The 21,772-nt window shown below is 27.4% G+C and carries 18 protein-coding genes, 1 pseudogene and 1 riboswitch; of the genes and pseudogenes, 16 read left to right on the top strand and 3 right to left on the bottom strand.

Features of this window, described 5'->3' with window-relative positions:
• Nucleotides 1-35 precede the first annotated feature (35 nt).
• A riboswitch (Fluoride riboswitch) is annotated at nt 36-110 on the top strand.
• 55 nt (nt 111-165) lie between these two features.
• The 12 genes from Q0W06_RS05640 (at nt 166) to Q0W06_RS05585 (ending at nt 10,525) form a co-directional block, all read left to right on the top strand.
• Entirely contained in the window at nt 166-1,695 is a 1,530-nt protein-coding gene (locus tag Q0W06_RS05640; protein WP_297632558.1) for a hypothetical protein, read from the top strand.
• Nucleotides 1,688-3,118, top strand: coding sequence for a hypothetical protein (locus tag Q0W06_RS05635; protein WP_297632555.1), 1,431 nt, complete (start codon nt 1,688-1,690; stop codon nt 3,116-3,118). The genes Q0W06_RS05640 and Q0W06_RS05635 overlap by 8 nt, the downstream gene beginning before the upstream one ends.
• A gap of 120 nt (nt 3,119-3,238) precedes the next feature.
• Entirely contained in the window at nt 3,239-3,637 is a 399-nt protein-coding gene (locus tag Q0W06_RS05630) for a ferritin family protein (RefSeq protein ID WP_297632553.1), read from the top strand.
• Between the two features lie 16 nt (nt 3,638-3,653).
• On the top strand, nt 3,654-4,130 hold the full coding sequence (locus Q0W06_RS05625) for a glutathione peroxidase (RefSeq protein ID WP_297632550.1): 477 nt from the start codon (nt 3,654-3,656) through the stop codon (nt 4,128-4,130).
• 88 nt (nt 4,131-4,218) lie between these two features.
• On the top strand, nt 4,219-4,668 hold the full coding sequence (locus Q0W06_RS05620; protein ID WP_297632547.1) for a MarR family transcriptional regulator: 450 nt from the start codon (nt 4,219-4,221) through the stop codon (nt 4,666-4,668).
• A 106-nt stretch (nt 4,669-4,774) separates the two neighbouring features.
• On the top strand, nt 4,775-5,461 hold the full coding sequence (locus Q0W06_RS05615) for a Bax inhibitor-1 family protein (RefSeq protein ID WP_297632545.1): 687 nt from the start codon (nt 4,775-4,777) through the stop codon (nt 5,459-5,461).
• A gap of 472 nt (nt 5,462-5,933) precedes the next feature.
• Entirely contained in the window at nt 5,934-6,950 is a 1,017-nt protein-coding gene (gene trpS, locus Q0W06_RS05610; protein WP_297632543.1) for a tryptophan--tRNA ligase, read from the top strand.
• A 169-nt stretch (nt 6,951-7,119) separates the two neighbouring features.
• Complete coding sequence (locus Q0W06_RS05605; RefSeq protein ID WP_297632540.1) at nt 7,120-8,046, top strand: aminoglycoside phosphotransferase family protein; 927 nt, start codon at nt 7,120-7,122, stop codon at nt 8,044-8,046.
• 76 nt (nt 8,047-8,122) lie between these two features.
• Nucleotides 8,123-8,875, top strand: a complete 753-nt coding sequence (locus Q0W06_RS05600) for a flavodoxin family protein (RefSeq protein ID WP_297632537.1) — start codon at nt 8,123-8,125, stop codon at nt 8,873-8,875.
• A gap of 214 nt (nt 8,876-9,089) precedes the next feature.
• Nucleotides 9,090-9,674, top strand: coding sequence for a hypothetical protein (locus tag Q0W06_RS05595; protein WP_297632534.1), 585 nt, complete (start codon nt 9,090-9,092; stop codon nt 9,672-9,674).
• 52 nt (nt 9,675-9,726) lie between these two features.
• Nucleotides 9,727-10,224, top strand: coding sequence for a hypothetical protein (locus Q0W06_RS05590; RefSeq protein ID WP_297632531.1), 498 nt, complete (start codon nt 9,727-9,729; stop codon nt 10,222-10,224).
• Nucleotides 10,225-10,372: 148 nt separating this feature from the next.
• Nucleotides 10,373-10,525: a zinc-ribbon domain-containing protein gene (locus Q0W06_RS05585; RefSeq protein ID WP_297632529.1), complete on the top strand. Its 153-nt coding sequence runs from the start codon at nt 10,373-10,375 to the stop codon at nt 10,523-10,525.
• Nucleotides 10,526-10,589: 64 nt separating this feature from the next.
• Here Q0W06_RS05585 and Q0W06_RS05580 read toward each other — a convergent pair whose 3' ends face one another.
• The 3 genes from Q0W06_RS05580 to Q0W06_RS05570 all read right to left on the bottom strand — a co-directional run bounded on the left by Q0W06_RS05580 (nt 10,590) and on the right by Q0W06_RS05570 (nt 13,521).
• Nucleotides 10,590-12,260 (bottom strand): MFS transporter, encoded by a 1,671-nt coding sequence (locus tag Q0W06_RS05580; protein ID WP_297632526.1) that lies wholly within the window; start codon nt 12,258-12,260, stop codon nt 10,590-10,592.
• Nucleotides 12,261-12,320: 60 nt separating this feature from the next.
• On the bottom strand, nt 12,321-12,848 hold the full coding sequence (locus Q0W06_RS05575) for a TetR/AcrR family transcriptional regulator (protein WP_297632525.1): 528 nt from the start codon (nt 12,846-12,848) through the stop codon (nt 12,321-12,323).
• Nucleotides 12,849-12,981: 133 nt separating this feature from the next.
• Nucleotides 12,982-13,521 (bottom strand): DUF402 domain-containing protein, encoded by a 540-nt coding sequence (locus tag Q0W06_RS05570; RefSeq protein WP_297632523.1) that lies wholly within the window; start codon nt 13,519-13,521, stop codon nt 12,982-12,984.
• Nucleotides 13,522-13,636: 115 nt separating this feature from the next.
• Between Q0W06_RS05570 and Q0W06_RS05565 the strand changes: the two genes are divergently transcribed.
• From Q0W06_RS05565 to Q0W06_RS05550, 4 genes and pseudogenes are all read left to right on the top strand, one after another.
• Nucleotides 13,637-14,527 carry a radical SAM protein gene (locus Q0W06_RS05565; protein WP_297632521.1) on the top strand — a complete coding sequence of 297 codons (891 nt, stop codon included), beginning with the start codon at nt 13,637-13,639 and terminating at the stop codon, nt 14,525-14,527.
• A gap of 566 nt (nt 14,528-15,093) precedes the next feature.
• Complete coding sequence (locus tag Q0W06_RS05560; protein ID WP_297632519.1) at nt 15,094-15,642, top strand: hypothetical protein; 549 nt, start codon at nt 15,094-15,096, stop codon at nt 15,640-15,642.
• A gap of 203 nt (nt 15,643-15,845) precedes the next feature.
• The gene (locus tag Q0W06_RS05555; protein ID WP_297632516.1) at nt 15,846-16,208 is read left to right on the top strand and encodes a YccF domain-containing protein; all 363 of its coding nucleotides are present in this window, start codon (nt 15,846-15,848) and stop codon (nt 16,206-16,208) included.
• Between the two features lie 232 nt (nt 16,209-16,440).
• Nucleotides 16,441-21,772 (top strand): annotated as a pseudogene (locus Q0W06_RS05550) (hypothetical protein); the annotation flags it as partial.

Raw genomic sequence — 21,772 nt, 5'->3', positions numbered from 1 at the left:
AAAGATATTATTGTAAATAAAAGAGTTATAATAAAAGAAAAAAGAGGAATGAAGTGCTCCTTTAGATAATATCTTAAATGCTAATTTTAGCTGATGACTTCTACTTAAGTTTTAAGTAGAAGTCATTTTTATTTTCAAAATAAATTGAAAGTTTAGGTGAATAAAATGGAAAAGAAAAGTATTTTATTTAAGGATTTAGCTCAGAAAGAAAAGAGGGTAAATAAAGTAAAGGAGGAAATTTTAATTGATTTAGAGATAGGTGATTTAATAAAAGAGTTTGTAGGGGAATATGATGATTCTTTTTTAGAAGAGATATATAAATCTCCATTAAAAAGTAAAGAGGAGATTTTATATAGGCAAGAGATATTTAAGGATTTAGAAAATGAAAAATTGTTTGAGAGTATTGAAAAGTTTATACAAGTAATTAATAGAATAGATAAGAGTATTGTAAGGGTAAATAAATTAGATTTAGAAGCTCAAAAAGATAGAATATTTTTAGAAGTTATAGAGGAATATCTAATAGAGATAGGAGAATTAAATGAAAGATTAAATGAAAGAAGATTAAAGTCAGAAGGATTAAATTATATAAAAGGAATGATAAATGAATATGTAAAAACAAAGGGATTTAATTTACTATTACAAGAAACAAAAGACATTAAAGAGGAATTAGGAAAAATAGAATACATTTTATCTATAAAGGGATTAAAGATAAGTTTAATAAATTTTCAAAGTAAAGAGTTTGAAGATTATAAAGAGAGCGATAATGATATTAAAGAAGTACTTGAGCCATTTATAAATAAATATAAAGATTATAGAGGTTCTTTTAATGAGAAAATAGAAATGGGTTCATTAGAAAAAAGAATTTTAGATCTTATTAAAAATGAAAATGAAAATATATTCAGAAGGTTAAATGAATATAAAAATAAATATAAAGAGTTTATTGATGAGAAGATAAGATTATTTTATAAAGAAGTGAGATTTTATATTTCTTATTTAAAGTTTATGAAAAGGTTTAATAAATTAAAGTTTAACTATCCCAAAATAAATAAAGATAAAGAAATATATGGGAAAGAAATTTTCTCTTTATCTTTAGCAAATAAAAATATTTATTCTAAAAAGGAGATAATAACAAATGATTTTTTATTAGAAAAAGATGAAAGGATTTTCATAGTATGTGGCCCTAATAGTGGGGGAAAAACAACCTTTGCAAAAACATTTGGACAAATACATTTCTTTGCAAGTCTTGGTGGAAAGGTTCAAGGAAGAGAAAGCAAACTTTTTTTATGGAAAGAGATGTTTACCCACTTTGGAAGAGGGGAAAAAGCTATGGATTTAAAAAGCATGTTAGAGAAAGATGTTGTTAAAATAAAAAGTATTTTAGATGAAATAACAAAAGATTCTATTGTCATTTTAAATGAGTTGTTTTCATCTACAGCAGTGGATGATGGAATTCTTTTAGGCGGAAAAGTTATGGAGGAAATAGTAAAGAAAGATTGTATTTGTATATACGTAACATTTATTAAAGAGCTTAATGAGTATCCAAAAACAGTTTCTTTAGTAGCATCTGCTTCTGACAATAAGAGAACTTATAAAATAGAGAGAAAAGAAGCTTTAGGGGAAGTTTATGCCATAGATATAGTGAAAAAATATGGATTGGACTATAAAAGTATAAAGGAGCGAATTTTAAATGATTAAGAGTTATCTACTTTTTAGAGAAAAAGATTTTATAAGAAATTATAAAAAAACTATAAATGATGAAAATAAAATATTTGATTTAGAAATGGAATGGATATTAGAGATAATGGATGATAGGGAGTTAGAAGAGATACTTTTAAATCCATTAACTAAAATAGAAGATATAAAATGGAGGCAATCTATATTAAAAGATTTTATAAATAATGATAAGTTAGCATTGAAATTAAAAAGTATAGCAGATGAAGCCATAGAAGAAGAAGAGAAAGTACTCCATAGTTTGTTTTCAGAATATCCAATAAATAGAGTGAATAGAGGAATCTTAGTAATTGAAAAGTTTTTAGAAAAGCTTAGAAAAATAGAAGATGAATTAAGAATAAGAGAATTAAAGAGTGAAGGATTAATTAGACTATCCAAAGAAATAGCTATGGTGCTAGATGAAAGCTATTTAAAAAAATTAAAGAGAATACTGACTGAGCTAAAGTTTAATGAAGGAATATTTATAAAAGGTAGGCTTGGAAAAGGAAATAAATTGAATGAACTAGCATTAGTAGATAAGAAAAAAGAAGATTCATTAATGAGAAAAATAATTCATAAGAAAGAAAAAGAGTTTTTTTTAGTTAATGAAAGAGATAGTGGAGCATTAGATACAATAACTTTAATAAAGAATAAAAGTTTAAATGAAATTGGAAATGTAATAGAAAATGCTTGTAATGGAATAAAAGAGTTTTTTATTAATTTAAGTTTTGAATTAAAGTTTTATATAGGTGGAATAAAGTTATATGAAAGTTGTATGGAAAATAAAATTGATATTTCTTATGGAGAAGAAGGAGAGAATTTTAAAGTTAAGAATGTAAAAGAAATTGTTTTAAGTTTAAAGAAAGATATAGATGTAAAGGGAAATGATTTAGTTTGTAACAATGAAGAATTAATTATTATAACTGGAGCAAATAGAGGCGGAAAAACAATATTCTTAAAAAGTATTGGGGAAAATCAAATTCTCTTCCAAAGTGGGTTGATAACTTTAGCAACAGAGTATAAAAGCAAGGTGTTTAAAAATATATTTACACATTTTAAAAGAGAAGAAGATAAAGGGTTAACAGGAGGAAAGCTTGAGGAAGAATTAAAAAGAATGAGGGATTTAATGGAAGAAATAAAAAAAGACTCTCTAGTTTTATTTAATGAAGCATTTAGTTCAACTAATGATAGGGAGGGGAAAGTTATTTCAGATAATATTATTAATGGTTTAATAGAATCGAAAGTCATGGTGTTTTTTGTAACTCATAATTATAGTTTTTCAGATGAACTTTGGAATTTAAAGAAAGAGAAAATAAAATTTTTAAGAGCAAGTAGGGAGAGAACATTTAAGCTGGAGGAGGGATGCCCTTTAAGGAAGAGTTATGGAGAAGATATTTGGAAAGATTAAACAGATAAAAATGGAGAGGAAAATATTTTATTGTTATTTCTACAAAAAGTATTTGACAGAATATAATTAATGACATACAATTTAATTGTACACAATTGAAATTTGAAAAGAGGTATTATTATGAAAATATATGGATCGACTAAAGGAACAGAATTAGAAAAAGTAATAGAAGAATTATCAAAAGGTGAAGCAATGGCCGCTGGAATGTATTTTGCATTAGCACATATAGCTAAAGAACAAGGAAAAGATGAATTAGCTAAAAGCTTTACTAAAATAGGAAGCGATGAGGCAAGACATAGTGGATTATATGCTTATTTAAATGGAATGATGAATGAGGATATAATGTCAGTATTACCTATGTTTATAAAAGAAGAAGAAGGAGCATATCCTAAGATTTTAGAGTTATCAGAAAAGATTAGAGAATTAGGATTAGGTGATGCAGCTGATTTAGTGAAAAGTGCAGCATTAGATGAAAAAGGACATCAAAAATTATTAGAAGTATTAGTTAATAAGAATTAAGAAGAGGTGTTTTAAAATGAATTTTTATGATTTAAATGCTAAAAATATGCAAGGTAAAGAAATAAAAATGGAAGAGTTTAAAGGGCAAGTAATTCTTATAGTAAATACTGCTAGTAAATGTGGGTTTACACCACAGTTTGCAGAGTTAGAAGAATTATATAAAAAGTATAAAGAGAAAAAATTTATTGTATTAGGATTTCCATGTAATCAATTTTTAAGTCAAGATCCTAAAAGCAATGAAGAAATAGATAGTTTTTGTAAATTGAATTATGGGGTTACATTCCCTATGTTTGAAAAAATAGAAGTTAATGGAGAGAATACACATCCAATTTATAAATTTTTAAAAGAAAATAAAAAAGGAGCTTTAGGCTCTAAAATAAAATGGAATTTTACTAAGTTTTTAATAGATTCAGAAGGTACTGTAATTGAAAGATATGCATCTATGACAAAACCACTTAGTATGGAAAAGGATATAGAAAAATTATTAAAATAAGAAATATACCTTAACTTATCTTTATAAAAAGATTAAGTTAAGGTATATTATTTATATAGAAGTATTTTTAGTAATGGAGAGGTAAGAGATGAATTATGATGAAGTTTTAAAGTTAGAAAATCAAGTTTGCTTTAGTTTATATGCTGCATCTAAGGGGGTTATAAAAAAATATAAACCTATACTTGGAAGATATAACTTAACATATACACAGTACATAACAATGCTTGTTTTATGGGAACATAAAAAATTAAGTGTAAAAGAGATTGGAGATAAGTTATATTTAGATTCAGGTACATTAACTCCTGTAATAAAAAAACTTGAGGGAATGAACTTAGTTAAAAAATATCGAAGCGATGAAGATGATAGAATTGTTTTAGTAGAGTTAACAGAAGAAGGAGTTAATCTTAAGGAAAAGGTTAAAGATATTCCAAGAGAGATTTATTGCTCAACAGGAATGGAAGTAAATGAATTAATGGAGCTAAAGGGAATATTAGATAATTTAATTCAAAAGTCATTAGAAATAGAAAAAGAGAAATAGATTAGAAATCTAAATTTAGGGAAAAATATTAATAAATTTTTAACCAAATAAAGCTAATTTTAGAGTATCATTATTTAATAAGAAGCAAATGAAAGGAATGATGAATATGAACGTTAATTCAAAAGCGAATAATTATATGGTAAATCCAATGCAAACTATATTTACTTCGTTAGCAATTTCATTAGTATTTATGGGATTAGGATTTTTATTTGGTATATTTTTTGTACCAATTCAAGTAGCATATATGGCAAATAGACTTATAGGAATAGTTTTTATAGGACTCATAGTTTTATCTATGTTTAGTAGAAAATCTGTAATACCTAGAAGTTTTCCAATTGGATTTGTATATGGTTTTACATTTATATATGGAGTAATATTATATCCAGTATTAATGTACTATTTACAAGCATTAGGAGCACCAGTATTTTTCTCAGTAATAGCAGGAGCAATTGTATTATTTGCAATTCTTGCATTCCAAGCATCTAGAAAAGAAGCTGGATATTATATGAGTATGGGAAATGTATTATTTGCTGGACTTATTGCTATAATAGTAGCTTCAGTAATAAATATATTTGTATTTAGTAGTTTTGTATCAGTAATTATAAGTGCTGTATCAGTAGTTATTTTTGCTGCATATGTAATGTATGATATAAGCATTATGAAAATGGCTTTGAATAGTGGGTATGTAAGAGATAAAAATGATTTATCAATCTTTGTATTAAACTTATACTTAGATTTAATAAACTTAATACTTAACTTATTAAATATCGCAGGTTACTTAGATAACAGATAAGATACACTAAAAATCATCAGTTTTGAAGAATTCATTTTAAACTGATGATTTTTTATTTATGGATTATGTAAAGTAGGATTATATAGTTATATTAGTCTAAAATTAAGGGAAACTATTTTATAGACATTTAAATTTTATAGGTGTATAATTGTAAAAAAAGAAATAATTTAATATCCTGTGAGAAGGAGAAGTAGGTAATTTAGCTTCAATAAAGAGAGTGTAGGAAATGGTGAAATCCTAGCAAGAAGAGATTAGTGAATGGACCTTTGAGGAACGATATGAAATCTTTTAAGAAATTAGTAAAGTGGTGTGCTACACCTTATAGTAGCTAGAGTATGTTAGTACTTGAAAATGAGTGGTATAATTTTAAAATTATACAATTTAGGTGGCAACACGGATATAATCTTCGTCCTATATTTTTAGGAGGGAGTTTTTTTATTTTATAAAGAATTAAAAATGGAAGGTGATTTTAATGAGTAAAGAAATTTTATTAACAGGAGATAGACCAACAGGAAAACTACATATAGGACATTATGTAGGGTCATTACTTAACAGAGTTGAACTTCAAAACAAAGAAATATATGATCCGTTTATAATGGTTGCGGATCAACAAGCATTAACAGATAATGCTAGGAATCCAGAAAAGATAAGAAAAAGTTTAGTAGAAGTAACATTAGATTATTTATCAGTAGGAATAGATCCAAATAAATCAACAATTTTTGTGCAATCTCAAATACCAGAATTAAATGAACTTACAATGCATTATTTAAATTTAGTTACTGTTGCAAGGCTTGAAAGAAACCCAACAGTAAAAAATGAAATTAAAGAAAAGAAGTTTAATTTAAGTATTCCAGCAGGTTTTTTAATTTATCCAGTAAGTCAAGCTGCTGATATTACAGCATTTAAAGCTAGTATAGTGCCAGTTGGAGAAGATCAATTACCAATGATAGAGCAAACTAGAGAAATAGTAAGAACGTTTAATACAACTTATAATAAAGAAATTTTAGTAGAACCAAAAGCTATATTACCTAAAGAAGGATTAGGAAGACTTCCAGGAATAGATGGTAACTTAAAAATGGGAAAATCTTTAGGAAATGCTATATATTTATCAGATAGTGAAGAGGATGTTAAGAAGAAAATAATGTCAATGTATACTGATCCAAATCATATTAGAGTTGAGGATCCAGGACAAGTTGAAGGAAATCCAGTATTCATATATTTAAATGCATTTTGTAAAGATAAAGAAGTTCTTGAAGAAATGAAAGCTCATTATATGAGAGGTGGGCTTGGTGATATGAAAGTAAAAAAATATTTAAATGAAGTTATGCAAGAAGAACTTAGACCTATAAGAGAAAGAAGAAGAGAGTTTGAGAAAAATATAGACTATGTATATGAAATATTACAAAAGGGAAGTAGAAAAGCAAGAGGAATAGCAAGTGGAACTTTAGATGAAGTTAGAGATAGTATGGGAATAAATTATTTTAAATAGAGGTTCAAGGAAATAACTATATAAATAAAGATATTAGATAAATAGGGACGTTTTAATGATTTGTTTTAAGAACACTAGAAGTAAAATTCTAGTGTTTTTGCTATTTAAAGAATATGATATAATGAAAATAAATTGTATTTTAGGGAAAAATAGGTTAGAAGGTGTGAAGATGCAAAATTCAATTATAGATATAGAAAGAATAATTGAAAAAGAGATAGGTATAAAAAATAGCACAATAACTGAAGTAGGAAATCGTGAGCTTGGAAGACATTCGGTATATAAAATTAAGGTTAATAATAGAATTTATATTTTGAAGATATATGGTATTGAAGGAAAGAGTGTAAGAGAAATTAATTCATTGAAAATATTAGAAAAGAGTGATGTTAAAACTCCTCAAATAATAAAGGTTGGAGAAAAAGATAAGAAAAAGTGGATTTTAATTGAATATATTGAAGGTGTTGTATTAGAGAAAGTGTTAGAAGAAATAGATTATGAAAATAGATTAACATTATTTGAAGAAATGGGAGAGGAACTAGGAAAGTTACATAAATATAAAATTTTTGATTATGCATTGAAATGGGACGAAAGCATAAAGTCTAATGATTATATAGAATATAAAATAGAAAAAATGGAAGAGCGGATAAAAGAGATCGAAAATCAAAAATTACCAGATGAAAAGGTATTGTTTAAAGCAATAAAAATTATAAGAGAAAACTATATTGAATTATTTAGTGATACTGTATTTAGACTAACTCATAATGATTTTGATGGAAGAAATATATTGGTTAAAGAGAGTAAGGGGATTTATAATATTAGTGCAATAATTGATTTTGAGCAAAGTTATCCTGATAATAATGAAAATGATTTAGCAAATTTATATTTTAAATATTTTACTCAAAATAGAGACTATGAAAAAGTTTTTTTGGATGGGTATAAAAAATATATGAGAGTAGATGAAAGTTTTTATAAAAAATTACGAGTATATTTGATGATTATGGGGATAGAACATTGCAGTTGGTCTTATGAAAAAGCACATAAGTATTATAGTGAAAATATAGAATTTTTAAAGAAATTATTAGAGAAAAAAATTAAGTGAATAGTAAAATATAGAGGAATTTTTTTACGTGGATTAAATAAACTGATAGTAGTGATATATATGGAGGTTAGATTTAATGAAATGCGTAGTCATTCATGGAAGTCCAAGGAGAGGAAACACATGGGATGTATTAGAAAAAGTTAAAGAAGAAATGAATAAATATGGTGAGTTTGAGTTTGAAGTAATAGAATTAGCTAAAGAAAAAATTCCTAATTGTATAGGATGCTTTAATTGTATTTTAAAAGGGGAGGAGACATGCCCTCATAGTGAGAGGATGGAGAATATTATTAGTAAGGTAGATGAAGCAGAATGCTTAATTGTTACTTCATCAGTATACTCTATGAATGTAACAGGAACACTTAAGACTTTTTTAGATCATATGTCGTTTAAGTTTCATAGACCAACATATTTTGAGAAAAAAGCTTTAGTAGTAACAACAACAGCAGGAGCAGGACATGAGAAAGTTGGGAATTATATAAAAGAAGTTTTAGAATATTGGGGAATAAATTCTATAAAGGTTCTACCAATAGCTTATAGAAGTGAAATATTAACAGATAAAAATATTAAGAAGATAGAAAAAATGGGTAAGGAATTTGCATTAGAGTTAGAAAGTAAGAAATTGAGAAAACCAAGACTTAAATCTGTGTTTATGTATAATGGTTGGAAGGCTATGGCTATGAATTCAAGTCATGAAAGTGCCGATTATAAACATTGGAAATGGAAGGCTACTAAAGATGTGCTATATGATGAGAATGTTAAGATAGGTTTGATATCTAAGGTAGTTGGGAAGTTTGGATATAAAGTAATGAAAAAAGCAACAAAAAAATAGGAATACAAGCTTTGAGAGGTTTAAATCTTAAAGCTTGTATTTTTTTACTGAATAATGTTAGTTTAATCAGATAGATAAAAAGCAGGCTAAATAAAAGGAAAACTGGCTTGAGAAAGAAATATTTTTTAATTTTGATATTAAAATTGATAAAAGTAAGCATAATATATGTGATTTAAGACTAAAATGAAGAAATGTTTTTTTTAGGAGAAGGTAAATGAATAAGATATTTAAGGGTATAGGAATAGTATGTATCATATGTAATTTGGTAGGATGTGGAATGGCTGTTACTAAGGAAAAAAAGGTAGAGTGTAGTGTAGAAGAAGTAAGTATAGATAAAGTAGAGAGTAAAGAAAAACAAAATGATGAAAAAAGTGAATTAAGTGAAAAAGCTAAAGAAATAAACTATAAAAAATATAATAATGAAAGATTTGGATTTTCTATTGAATATCCAGATTATTTAAAAGTGATGGTGGATCCGGATAATGGTGATGGAATACAAGTAGGAAATGAAGATTTAAAATTAACTGTAAGTGGGGGATATAACGTATTAAATGAAACACCAGATAGTATGGAGAAAGAATTAGTAAATGGAAAAGATAATATTAGTTATAAAGAAAAGGGGAAAGATTTTTTTGTAGCATCATGGCTTGAAGGAGATATGGTTATATATCAATATAAAAAGATTGGTAAAAACATGATACAAGGATTTGTTTTAGAATACGATAAGAGTAAAATAAAAGAGTTTGATCCAATAGTAAATAGGATATATAAGAGCTTTAAAGCGAGTAATGATATTTAAAAGAAAAATTTTAATATGTTATAATATAGAAAACTATTTGGGAGACGGATAGATGAAAGTTAAAAATGTTGATATAAGTTTATCAGGCGAAGATATATTAATCTTTAGTAAGATACAAAGTAAAGTCCAATTATATAAAGTAGAAATTGATAAAGAGGTGATTTTTAAGGGGTATGTTAAAGTTTTTGGAAAGAGCATTCATTTTGATTTAACCTTAAAGATAATAGATTTAATGAATAATAATGTATATATGATTATTGATGATTTTAAGGTATTAAATTTTAGTTTAATGAATTCAGTATCTAAAAGGATAATAGGATACTTAGGGAATGCTTTTGCAGATTTAGAAGGAATAACTTTTGATGATAATTGTTTTAAAATAGATATATTTAAATTTATAGAAAAGTATTGTAATGAGTTAGATATAGAAATATTAGAAGATGCTAATGTGAGAAGAATAGACGTTGAAAAGGATGAAATTAATGTTTCTTTTGGTGGTATAAAAGTAAATGTGAAAGAATGTTTAAAAGCTGGAAAAGAATATATTTAAAAAAAAGCTTGTAAAAGAATAAAAGATATGTTATTCTAAGTGAGTAGCAGAAATGCTAACAAAAAAAGTTTCATTTAGGTAGATAGTTTCTCAGAAATTAGAGATTATTATATCCATTTAGATTCTTTAATTTTAGGAGGAACATATTATGACAGATAAAACATTAACATGCAGAGATTGTGGAGCAGAATTCGTATTTACAGTAGGTGAGCAAGAATTCTACAAAGAAAAAGGATTCGAAAACGAACCAACTAGATGTGCTGCTTGCAGAAGAGCTAAAAAAGAACAAAACAGAAGATAGTTTCTGATTATAGAAGGTTGTAGTTTTAACTACAACCTTTTTTTATTATAAAAAAATATATGATTTATGATATAGATTTCTTTTGATTTTTAATAAATAAAGTGACTAATAAGCCAATAGCAGCAATTATGGCAGCAGCTATAAAAAGATTGGCAAAACCAGAATTCATAGTTGATTGATATGCTCCTTCTATAGCGGATCTTGATCCGTCTAGAGAAGTCATATAACTAGATTTTACTGCATCAAAATTCATATGAGGAACCTTAGATAAAACAGGCTTTAATCCATCTAACATGGTACTTACAAAATCTTTTACTGTATTAAAGATTGTAGTTACATCGGATGATTGAAAGGATGCTAAACTATTAGAGGCAGTATTTGCATTAGTAAATATATCAGATGGCATGCCGGTAATAGGTGGTAAAACTTTTTGAATTGCATCAGGAACCTTACTTCCAGCATCGGATATAAAGTTAACTAAAATATTTGGTGATATAGCTACACCGATAGAACGAATTAAAGATACTGTAGATTGCCCAGAAGAAATTTCATCAGGTGGGACTAAAGACATCATTAGATAATTTACAGGAGTTCCCATAGTGAATCCCATACCAAAGCCCATTAAAACAAGACCTATAAAAAGGTTAATAAATGTTGGATTATTAGCAGTTATAAAAGCTTGATATAATGTTCCGAGCATAGTGCAAGTAAAACCAGTTATAAGAACTTTTTTTACACCAAACTTATCAATGATTTTCCCGCCAAATGGAGCAGCAAAACCAGTAAAAATAGCAAATAAAGTTACTAGATAACCACCGTTTCCAGCTTTGATTTTAAGAATATTTTCACCAAATTGAGGTAAAAATACTGTTCCCATCAAACCACATCCAACAATGAAACTAATTATTAAAGTTAAAACTATTTGTTTATTAGTAAAATAATGAAGATTTAGGATTGGATCTTGAGCCTTTTTCTCAATTAAAATAAATATTGGTAATGAAATGATAAATATTAATAGGAAAGGCCATACATCTAAACTTTGAAAAGAGTTTGCTAAATCATGAAAATTTAAATTTGTTAATCCATACATAAGTGAAACTATTACTATAGTTATAGCAGCAGAACCAAGTATGTCCATTTTTTTTGTAGGACCTTCATTTTTATTTTCATTTAAAGTAAAGGCAAGGGCTAAAATAATAATACTGATAGGTAAGTTTATAAAAAATAAATAGCCCCAGTTATTTGTTCCAACTATATCTAATACAAATGATCCTATACTAGGTCCAAGAATCGTTGATATCCCAAATACTGCACCAACTAAACCTAAAGCAGAACCACGTTTTTCAATAGGAAATGAAGAGCCTATATAAGCTGTTGCAATAGGCATTATTCCACCACCACCAAGAGCTTGAATTACTCTAGAGAAAAGTAGAAATTCATAATTACCTAAAAAATTAGATAATCCGCACATAAGGGAACCAATAGCAAAAAGTGAAATTGAAATCATATAGACTTTTCGTCTACCATATCTATCAGAAAGCTTACCTGTAATAGGCATAGAAACTGCATATGCAAGGGTGTAAATAGTTATAACCCAAATGCTCATAGTATCAGTTAAATTTAAACTATTAGCAATTATAGTCCTAGCAGGGGAAACAATTCCTGAGTCCATGGCCCCCATAAAAATTCCTAATAAGAAAATAATAATCGCGATGACAGTAGATTTTTTCTTCATAAATATATTCCTCCTTATCGTTTATGTTTATTAGATAAATAGTTGATATAAATAAAATATTTATAGTTTAATCATTGAATAAAACTCATCGAAGTTTAATGTTTTATCGGTGCAAAGTAACATTAAATTACTAATAAGAAATTTGCAGATTGTTTCATTTGATAAGTTGCTTGTAAGATTTTTATTTAATTTTTCACAAGTAACTATTTCATCAAGCAAATCTTTTAAGGAATTTAAACAAGCTGGATGGCAATTGGAATGAGAAAGAGAAGAAATTTCTAAGAAAATTTGGAAAAAAACTTTTAAAAAATTATCCATTTCTAAGTAAATTTGAAAAAGTTTCTCTTCAAAAGTACTGTAAGTTACATTGATTTTAGACATTCGCTCTAATGCATCATCCCAATCTTTAAAAAATACTGAATTGACTAATTCCTTTTTATTAGTAAAATAATTATAAATAGTACCAGTGGAAAAACCAGATTTTTTTGAGAGCTCTCTAATGTTAAAAGAGGCATAATTACTATTAACAAGTAAATTTTTAGCTTCTAGTAAAATTTTATTTTCTACATCTTTAATAATTTTTGGCATAATCGATCATCCCTAACTTTTTTATTTGAACTATGTTCATATTATATTTAGAAAAAAAGAAAAGGTGCATAAATTAAAAAAATATTTGTAAAAAATAAAGGTGACACAAAATTAATTTGCATCACCATATTATTTATAAAAATGATTTAAAAAAATTAAAATCATCAAGACTCATTTTTGAGAGTGTAGGGATATCTTTAGCTATTCCGTTTAAAATTTTATTAGCTTCTTGATAAGCTAAATTAAAATCATCTTTAGTAATTTTTCCGCAATCTAAAGCTTCTTGGAGTTCATCTTCATCTAATAAAAAGATATCTCCATTTGGAAAGACTACCACATCAAGATATAAGTCATCATAGAAAGGTTCATTATTTTTATCAATAGAATTTTGTTTAGTTATGTCAATATACCATTGGATGATATTATCATTTTCATCAAACATAGTTGATATTGCATAATTTTTATCTATAGGCAATCTTTGAATCCAAGTATAGCCATCATTAGCAAGAGGAATCCTATGTGTTTCAATTTCACACATTAAAGGTTCGTGTGTAGTTTCTATGAAAATAGCAGCAGCATAACCTTCAAAGCGAGGGGTAAAATTATTAATTAAGATAGACTTACCTTCAATAATTCTTGCCCAAAAAGCTTTATTTATATATTTTCTTTTCATATGTTCACCTACTTATATTTAATGATTAAATTATATCATTAAAATATTAAATCTTTTAAAATAGAATGATATAATAGAAACATAAGTTCGATGAAGTTGATAAGGGAGAAGAGAGATGGAGTTTATTAAAGCTAGTAATATAGTTTCAAGTTATATAGATAACAATCCATGGTTTGGATTAAATTATACAATGAACATTTATAGAGGATGCAATCATGGATGTATTTATTGTGACTCTAGAAGTAATTGTTATAATATAATCGATTTTGATACTGTGAGAGCAAAGGAGAATTCAGCAGAAATTATAGAAAAGGATTTAAGCAAAAAGAGAAAAAAAGGTGTAATAGGAACAGGAGCTATGAGCGATCCTTATAATCTATTTGAGAAAAAATATAAATTAACGAGAAAAGCATTAGAACTTGTAGATAAACATAGATTTGGAATTAGTATTGCAACAAAGAGCAGTTTAATTACTAGAGATATAGATATTTTAAAAAGAATACAAGAGCATTCAGAAGTATTAATTAAAATAACTATAACAGCAATAGATGATGAAATTTCTAAAGTTATAGAACCTGGTGTAAATCCATCTAGTGAAAGATTTAAAGCAGTTAAAGAACTAAGTGATAATGGAATATATGTTGGAATACTTTTTATGCCTATTCTACCCTTTATAAACGATACAGAGGAAAACGTAAAGGGGATAGTAAAGAAAGCTTATGAAAGTGGAGTTAAATTTATTTATACTCATGGAATTGGGGTAACATTAAGAAGTAATCAGAGAGTTTATTATTATGAAAAGATAAAAGAACAATATGGAAAAGATATAATAAAGAGATATAAAGAGTTATATGGAGAAGATTATGTATGTCCATCTACAAATCATGAAAAGCTAATGGGGATATTTAAAGAGGAATGTGAAAGATATAATATTTTATATAAAATGGATGATATTATAGAGGATTATAAAAAGGATTATGATAAAACACAAATAAGCTTTTTTTAGAAAAAATAGAAATAAAAATATTTAAAAGATATTATTTACAAAAATGTTATATGTTTTTAATCTATTTGTTACTATAAAAATTACTATAAGAGTAAAATAAAGGTGAATTAAGATTTTACTTAATATAAGAGATGACTAGTAGAAGCAAATAGAAGAGGTAAATTATAGGAATTATAGTTGTAGTTTGTGTAGTTGTTATAGCAGGAAGTGGTATTGGATATGAAGCTTATGCAAGTACAAAAACTACAAACAAAGAAAATACAGTTACGACAAATGCTGAAAAGCCTACAAATTCTGAAAAAACAATAAATTCTGAAAAGACAACAAATAATAAGGATGTAGCTAATACTAATAGTAAGGATGTAGCTAATACTAAGAATGAGAATAATGGGAATGTAGCAACGGAAAAATCTTCGGGAAATGTAAAAAAAGTAGAGAATGAAAATACTAACAGCAAGAATAAGGCAATAGTAGAAAAGAAAAATAATAATGTACAAAGTGAATTTGAAATAGAACTAGATGGAGCTAAAGCAATCAATGTAGCTGCAAATCCAGAATTAAATAGTGTGGGAAATAGCTTTGTAGATAAATTTAATGCAGTAGGAAATTGGGAAGAAAAAGCTGGACAAGAACAAAAGTTTCAAAGTGGGTATGGAATGCAAGCGTTAGGTGTAGATACTGCTAAGGATTATTTGGCAGTTGGAGCAAAATTAAATGAAGAGATAAATAATAATGATACTGTTAATGTAGCTAATATGCTGAAGAGTCAAAATACTATTTGGCAAAATTATATTAAGGCTGAAAACAGTGCGATAAATAATAACGGTGGAAGTATAGTGCCTGTAGAAGAAGCTAATAATTATGGAGCTATTGAAGGTAATGAAGTGGCTTTTAACATATATAATTATTTATTTGATAATGGAGTGAATCCTCAATTTAGTTCGCAAATATATCAAGAAGAAGTTCCATGGGTAACATTTAAGGAGCAAATGATAAATACTGTAAATGAAGCATATCCAAATGATCCGGAAAATGCATTAGCAAAAGCTAAAATGAATATAAGATTAACAGAAGGACAAGTAATAAATTTACTTGGATATATTTCAACGACATAAAAATAGGAGTATGATTGTAGTATATTTAGGGTATAAAAGTTTTTTTAATAGCAGAGTACAGTTAAAAGAGATAAATTTCGAATATTAGAAATTAGCATTAATTATAAACCTTTTCACTTATATAACTATTAAATTTAGTTGAAAAGAAGATAAATACTAGATAGAATAGATATAAAATGATTTATGAAATGGAGAAGTAGGTAATGAGTTGTTTAGGAAATTTATTATGGTTTATTTTTGGAGGTTTTATTAATGCAATTGGATGGTTTTGCGCAGGATTAATATGGTGTGTAACAATTATAGGGATTCCTGTGGGATTACAATGTTTTAAAATTGCAAAACTTCAGTTATTTCCTTTTGGAAAAGAAGTTGTAACAGTAGATGATAGCGGGACTAGCTTTATTTTGAATATATTATGGTTAATTTTTGGAGGAATAGCACTTTGTATAGGTAACTTAGTCAGTGGAGTTATCTTTTGTATAACAATAGTAGGAATACCATTTGGATTACAAAGTTTTAAATTGGCTAAACTTTCATTAATGCCTTTTGGAAAAGAAATTAGATAAATAAAAAGGAAGTTGTGTACTAGAAATAGTATGCAACTTTTTTTATATTCACAAAAAAATATAGGATTTAATTTAAATTTTTTTAAATTTTAATTAAATAATAATGAAAGTGAAATAAAATAGAGAGAAATATGTGATAATTGTGGATGCTGTTAAAATGACATAAAAATTAAATTTGGCTTGCTTAAATTAATAATGGATATTTCGATAGACTTATTACAAGGAGGCTTTTATGAAAAAAATAAAGGTGAATAAAATAATAGTAGCTACAACGGTGTCTGCAAGTATAATGATGCCAAATATAATGGCAGCTGCAGCACCTATACAAGTACATAATAAAAATGAAGTTAAAGATAATAAAAATAATGAATCAAAAATAGGAATAGAAGTTGGAAAGATACAAGTTTTAAAAAATGTATCTAATGGAACAACAGAGAATACTACATATGTACCAGAAAATCAGGTTCCTGCAACGGGAGATATAGGAACGACAGGAACAAGTTTTCAATATAATGTACCTATTGAATTTAGTAGTAAGACAGGTAAACTATATAATTTAGAAAATCCAACAATAACAGTAGATTTAAATCCTTCTGGAGTAGATGGAAAAACTTTAACTAATGCGCAACAATTAGGAGTAGAGGCATTAGAAAATAGTATAAATGTACAAGTACAAAAATATAGTCAAGAGTGGAATAGTTCAGGAAGCTATATATTTAGTACTTTAATTAAAATAAATAATGCTTTAAATGGAGTGCAATTAAATCCAATAATGACTTTAAATTATAAGATTAATGGTGAAAAAAAGGAAGATAGTATTCCGTTAGGTAAAATTTTATTAACTAAAAAATACTCAGCAAACATAAAAACTAATCCTATTTTGGAAAATGGGGCATTAGCATTACATATAAATTACTCAAAAGATGAAGGAAATATAGCTAAGTATGACATAAATAATTTAGGCTACATAGATAGTAAACATAATATTAAAAGTTTAACTTTTAGTATATCAGTACCGGAAGGGATGAAGTTAAGTCCTATAAGTAATCCGGACTTTATAATAAATAAAAATAATACATATTTAATTAAAGGAAATTTATTGAACGAGGCATTAGAAGGAAATGTGAAGTTGTTTAACATAGAATACGAGAACAAACCCATTTCAAACAATATAGGAATAAATTTAATATCTGAACCTAATGGGACAACGTTTAATAATGGTGAAGAAACAGAAAATGGAACGCTGGTAAATTATGAAGGTGGAGAAGTTCCAGTTCAATATATTCCAAAAAATATAGAGAATAAAAAGCAAGATAAATTTAATTTAGAATCATTAGATAGTGGAATTGTATTAGGCGATGGAAATATGACTAATGGGATTAAAACTAAATTTTCAGCAAAGATAAATTCAGAAGGTGGAGCAGGAATAGCATATGTTGGATCTTGTATAACTAATGGAGAAGGCGTTATTACACAAAATAATAAAAATTTAGTTTCAAAAAATATGATATATGTGCAATTGCCTACTAATATATTAAATGAATTGACTACAGGAACTATAGCTGAAAAAATGAGCGTAATGGAAGGGATTATAAATAATGAATATCCTAGTTATAAAGAAGGCGAATCTTTAAAAACAAATTTTTCACCTAATTTTGTATATACAACGAGTAGTATAGAAAAAGGAGAAAGTAAAGTTATTGGTGGAAGCTATATAAAAATACCTAAAAATTATGAAGGATGGAATATGTATCCTGTTTCAGCATCAAATACTGTAGTAGGAATTCTATATAATAAAGCTAATATTTCTGATGAGACAATGGAAGCTTTTAAAAAATCAGATTATGATGGAATTGAAAAAATTAAGAATAGTGATTCAATTTTAGCATTAATATCCTCTCCTAATGAACTTATACAGTCTACAATGAATGGGGTATTACCATGGAACTATACTCAATCTACTTTTTTTAGAGACGGTGAATTTTCACATGGAGTTTCTGCTTCTTCGATTTTAACTTGGGCAGTGTCAGATACAAGATTTGATAAATTTGATGAAGGAGCAACAACGTATAATGAAAGAGGTCATGGAATATCGGAACAATGGTTAAATGAATATAAACAAGCAGATTGGTTGAGTCAGCCTCATACTATAAATGGAAGTATGGGAGTTAACGTTGCTACAGATGGAAATATGTATAAAAAAGATAGTTATATTAGAGTGAACTTTGGGGGAAATGCAATAGTAACAGGAAATATTACTTTCAATGGGAAAGTAGTTCCAAGTGAAGATGTTCAAATTAATAATACATATGCAGTAATAAAAATACCAAAGGGAACATTGGTTAATTTAATTAAGGTAACTATTCCAGTTCAATATACGGATATGAGTTTAAAGAGTATAACAACATCAATGGCACCATGTAATAGTTCTGGAGTAGAGCAAAGGGGAATATATCCTATAACTCGAATAAATGGATATATGAATTCATGGGGAATGGCTGGATATGCTGATAATACAGCATTTACTGACACTGTGAATTTTATACATAATACTGCGAATGTTTGCCAGCAATATAGTAATGGAGTTGCAAAAAACAATACAACAACAATTACAAATGTTGTGAATAATTTAGGTAGTGAAAAAACTACATATGTAATTGCAGGAAGAATACCATCAGCAAATAATGATACACTTCCAGCAAGTGTAGGAGATTTAAATGTAGGGAATTTAGGGTCTACGTTAGAGAATATAGATACCAATGGAGCAGATACATGGGTGTTAAGGAGTTCAAAAACAGAAGAGATAGGGAATAAAGAAATATTAGATAATCCATATCCAAATACATTAGCAGGATTAACTCAAAATGAATTAGAGAAATTAGGCTGGATTAAATATAAAAAAGGAATGGATTTAAAAAATATAGGTGCATATTTGGTTAAAGTGGGTGTAAATCCAGGAGCTAGTTATACTATGCATTATAAAATAAAGCTAACTAATGTAGATATAAAAAAATTTCAAGCAACAAATGCAGAGTATAAATATTATGATAATACAAATAATGTTGGATCAACATCACCAGTTATAACATTAACGCCAAATGGTGTAAATGAAGGAACTGATTGGATGTCATCTATTGTGGTTCAAAACTATGGAAAAGATTCAAAAGGAAAAACAATTATAGAATCTACGTCAGAATTACCAGAAAATATATTAAATGAAACTATTAAAAATGCAAATGATACATTTAATAATAATCCTAAATTAAATGATTTAATTAGTAATGGAGACGATATTGAGAATAATATAGATGTAAAAACTCCAGAAAAGTTAATGAAATTAATAAAATTTGCAGTTAATAATAAAGAAGCATTTGAGAAAATGGGATATAAATTAGATTATATAAGTGTCAATGGAGTAAATATTGCACCAGGAAATTTAGGTGAGTATTCAATGAATGAGCAATCAGTAATGAATTGGATGGAAAACACAGGGATTTCAAATAATACAACTCTTACAAAAATTAAATTTATAATGTCACCTTTAAAATCAGTACCAGTAACAGTGAGTGTAAAGGTAGTGAATAGTAAAAATGAAGTTATACAAAGTGCCAATACTATTAAAGAACATACTGTATTTAATGGAGTAGTTGGAAGTTATTTAAATAGAGGACTATGTAAAATAGATATTCCAAAAGGGTACGAGCTAGTTAAGGAAACTATAAATGGAGAAAAAATTGCACCTAATGCAGATGGGACAACTATTCCAGAAATATTAGGGCAAAGTGGTGAAGAGGTAGTTTACTATATAAGAAAAGCACCAACAAAAATAGATTTAAAAGTAGAATATCCAAATGGAGAAATTTTAAATCATGGAGAAATAGAGAATTCAGGAATTCCAAGCGAAAAAACAGGAATGAGTTTTAATGGAAAATCTATAAGTTTTGATGGGAAAGAAATAAATATTCCTGATGGTTATGAAATAGATGAGACAAAGGTAATAGATATTGATACAAATAAGCTTATTTCAACTACTATGGATAAGGTAAATACTGTTTCAGCATATAGAAACTATAATGTTCAAATAATTGTTATAGTTAAACAAGTATATTCAAGTGTAACAACAGAAGTTATAGGAGCAAAAGGCGAGGTTGTGGTACCAGTATCAAAACCAGCAGAAATAAAAATTGGAACTAAACTTGGAAGTGTAGTAGTACCAACTATTCCAGGAGGATGGAAAATAGTCGGAATAACTACAAATGGTAAAGAAGGAACTACAGTGACAGGGGATGCTTTAGGAACTCCAAATACTATAGTTTATCATGTAGTGAAAAGAGAAATAGGATCAGTAACAACAGAAGCAGTAGATACTATGGGAAATGTAATAGTAAATCCAGTTACAACAAGTGGATATAATGGATTTAAAGATACGAGTGTAGCACCTAAAATACCAAATGGATATCATTTAGTTAAAATAGTAAATGAGGAAAATAAAGATGTTACAGGACTTCCTTCAAATTATATAGATGGAAATCAAAAAATAACTTGGATTGTAGAAAAGAATGAAACAAATGTAGATACTACAGTTAAAACAGACAATGGAACAATAGTAGTACCAACATCGAAAGTGAAAACTATAAAAACAGGATCAGAATTATCAAAGGTTAAATTACCAAAGATACCGAAAGATTATGAAATAATCGGTTATGAAACTGATGGTGGAAAACTTTTAAATAAAGTTGAAGGAAATGCTATAGTCGGAAAAGACGGAAGCGTAGCTAACCATATAATTATTATAGTTAAACAAGTATATTCAAGTGTAACAACAGAAGTTGTAGGACCAAAAGGCCAGGTTGTAGTACCAGTATCAAAACCAGCAGAAATAAAAATTGGAACTAAACTTGGAAGTGTAGTAGTACCAACTATTCCAGGAGGATGGAAAATAGTCGGAATAACTACAAATGGTAAAGAAGGAACTACAGTGACAGGGGATGCTTTAGGAACTCCAAATACTATAGTTTATCATGTAGTGAAAAGAGAAATAGGATCAGTAACAACAGAAGTAGTAGATACTATGGGAAATGTACTAGTAAATCCAGTTACAACAAGCGGATATAATGGATTTAAAGATACAAGTATAAATCCAGAAGTACCAAATGGATATCATTTAGTAAAAGTAGTTAATGGTGAAGGTGAAGTAGTAAATGGAGTACCAGAAACTTATGGAGCTAAATCGGAAACTATAACATGGATAGTTGAAAAGAATGCTGATAAACCGGTGGTACCAGAAAAGCCAGTTAAGCCAGAAAAACCGGTAAGTCCAGAGAAACCAGTTAAACCAGTAAATCCAGAAAAACCTACTAAGCCAGAGAAACCAGTAGTTAAAAATAGTTCAGTAACAACAATCGTAGAAACTACAGATGGAGAAATATTAGTACCGGCTAAAACTACAACAGGAGTTGTAGGAAGTAAGGACACGAGTATAAATCCAGTAATACCAAATGGATATCACTTAGTAAAAGTAGTTAATGGTGAAGGTGAAGTAGTAAATGGAGTACCAGAAACTT

This window comes from uncultured Clostridium sp. (assembly GCF_947072515.1).
Classification (GTDB): Bacteria; Bacillota; Clostridia; order Clostridiales; family Clostridiaceae; genus Clostridium.
The sequence above is the reverse complement of the archived record's forward strand: the minus strand, read 5'-3'. Positions and strand labels throughout refer to the sequence as shown.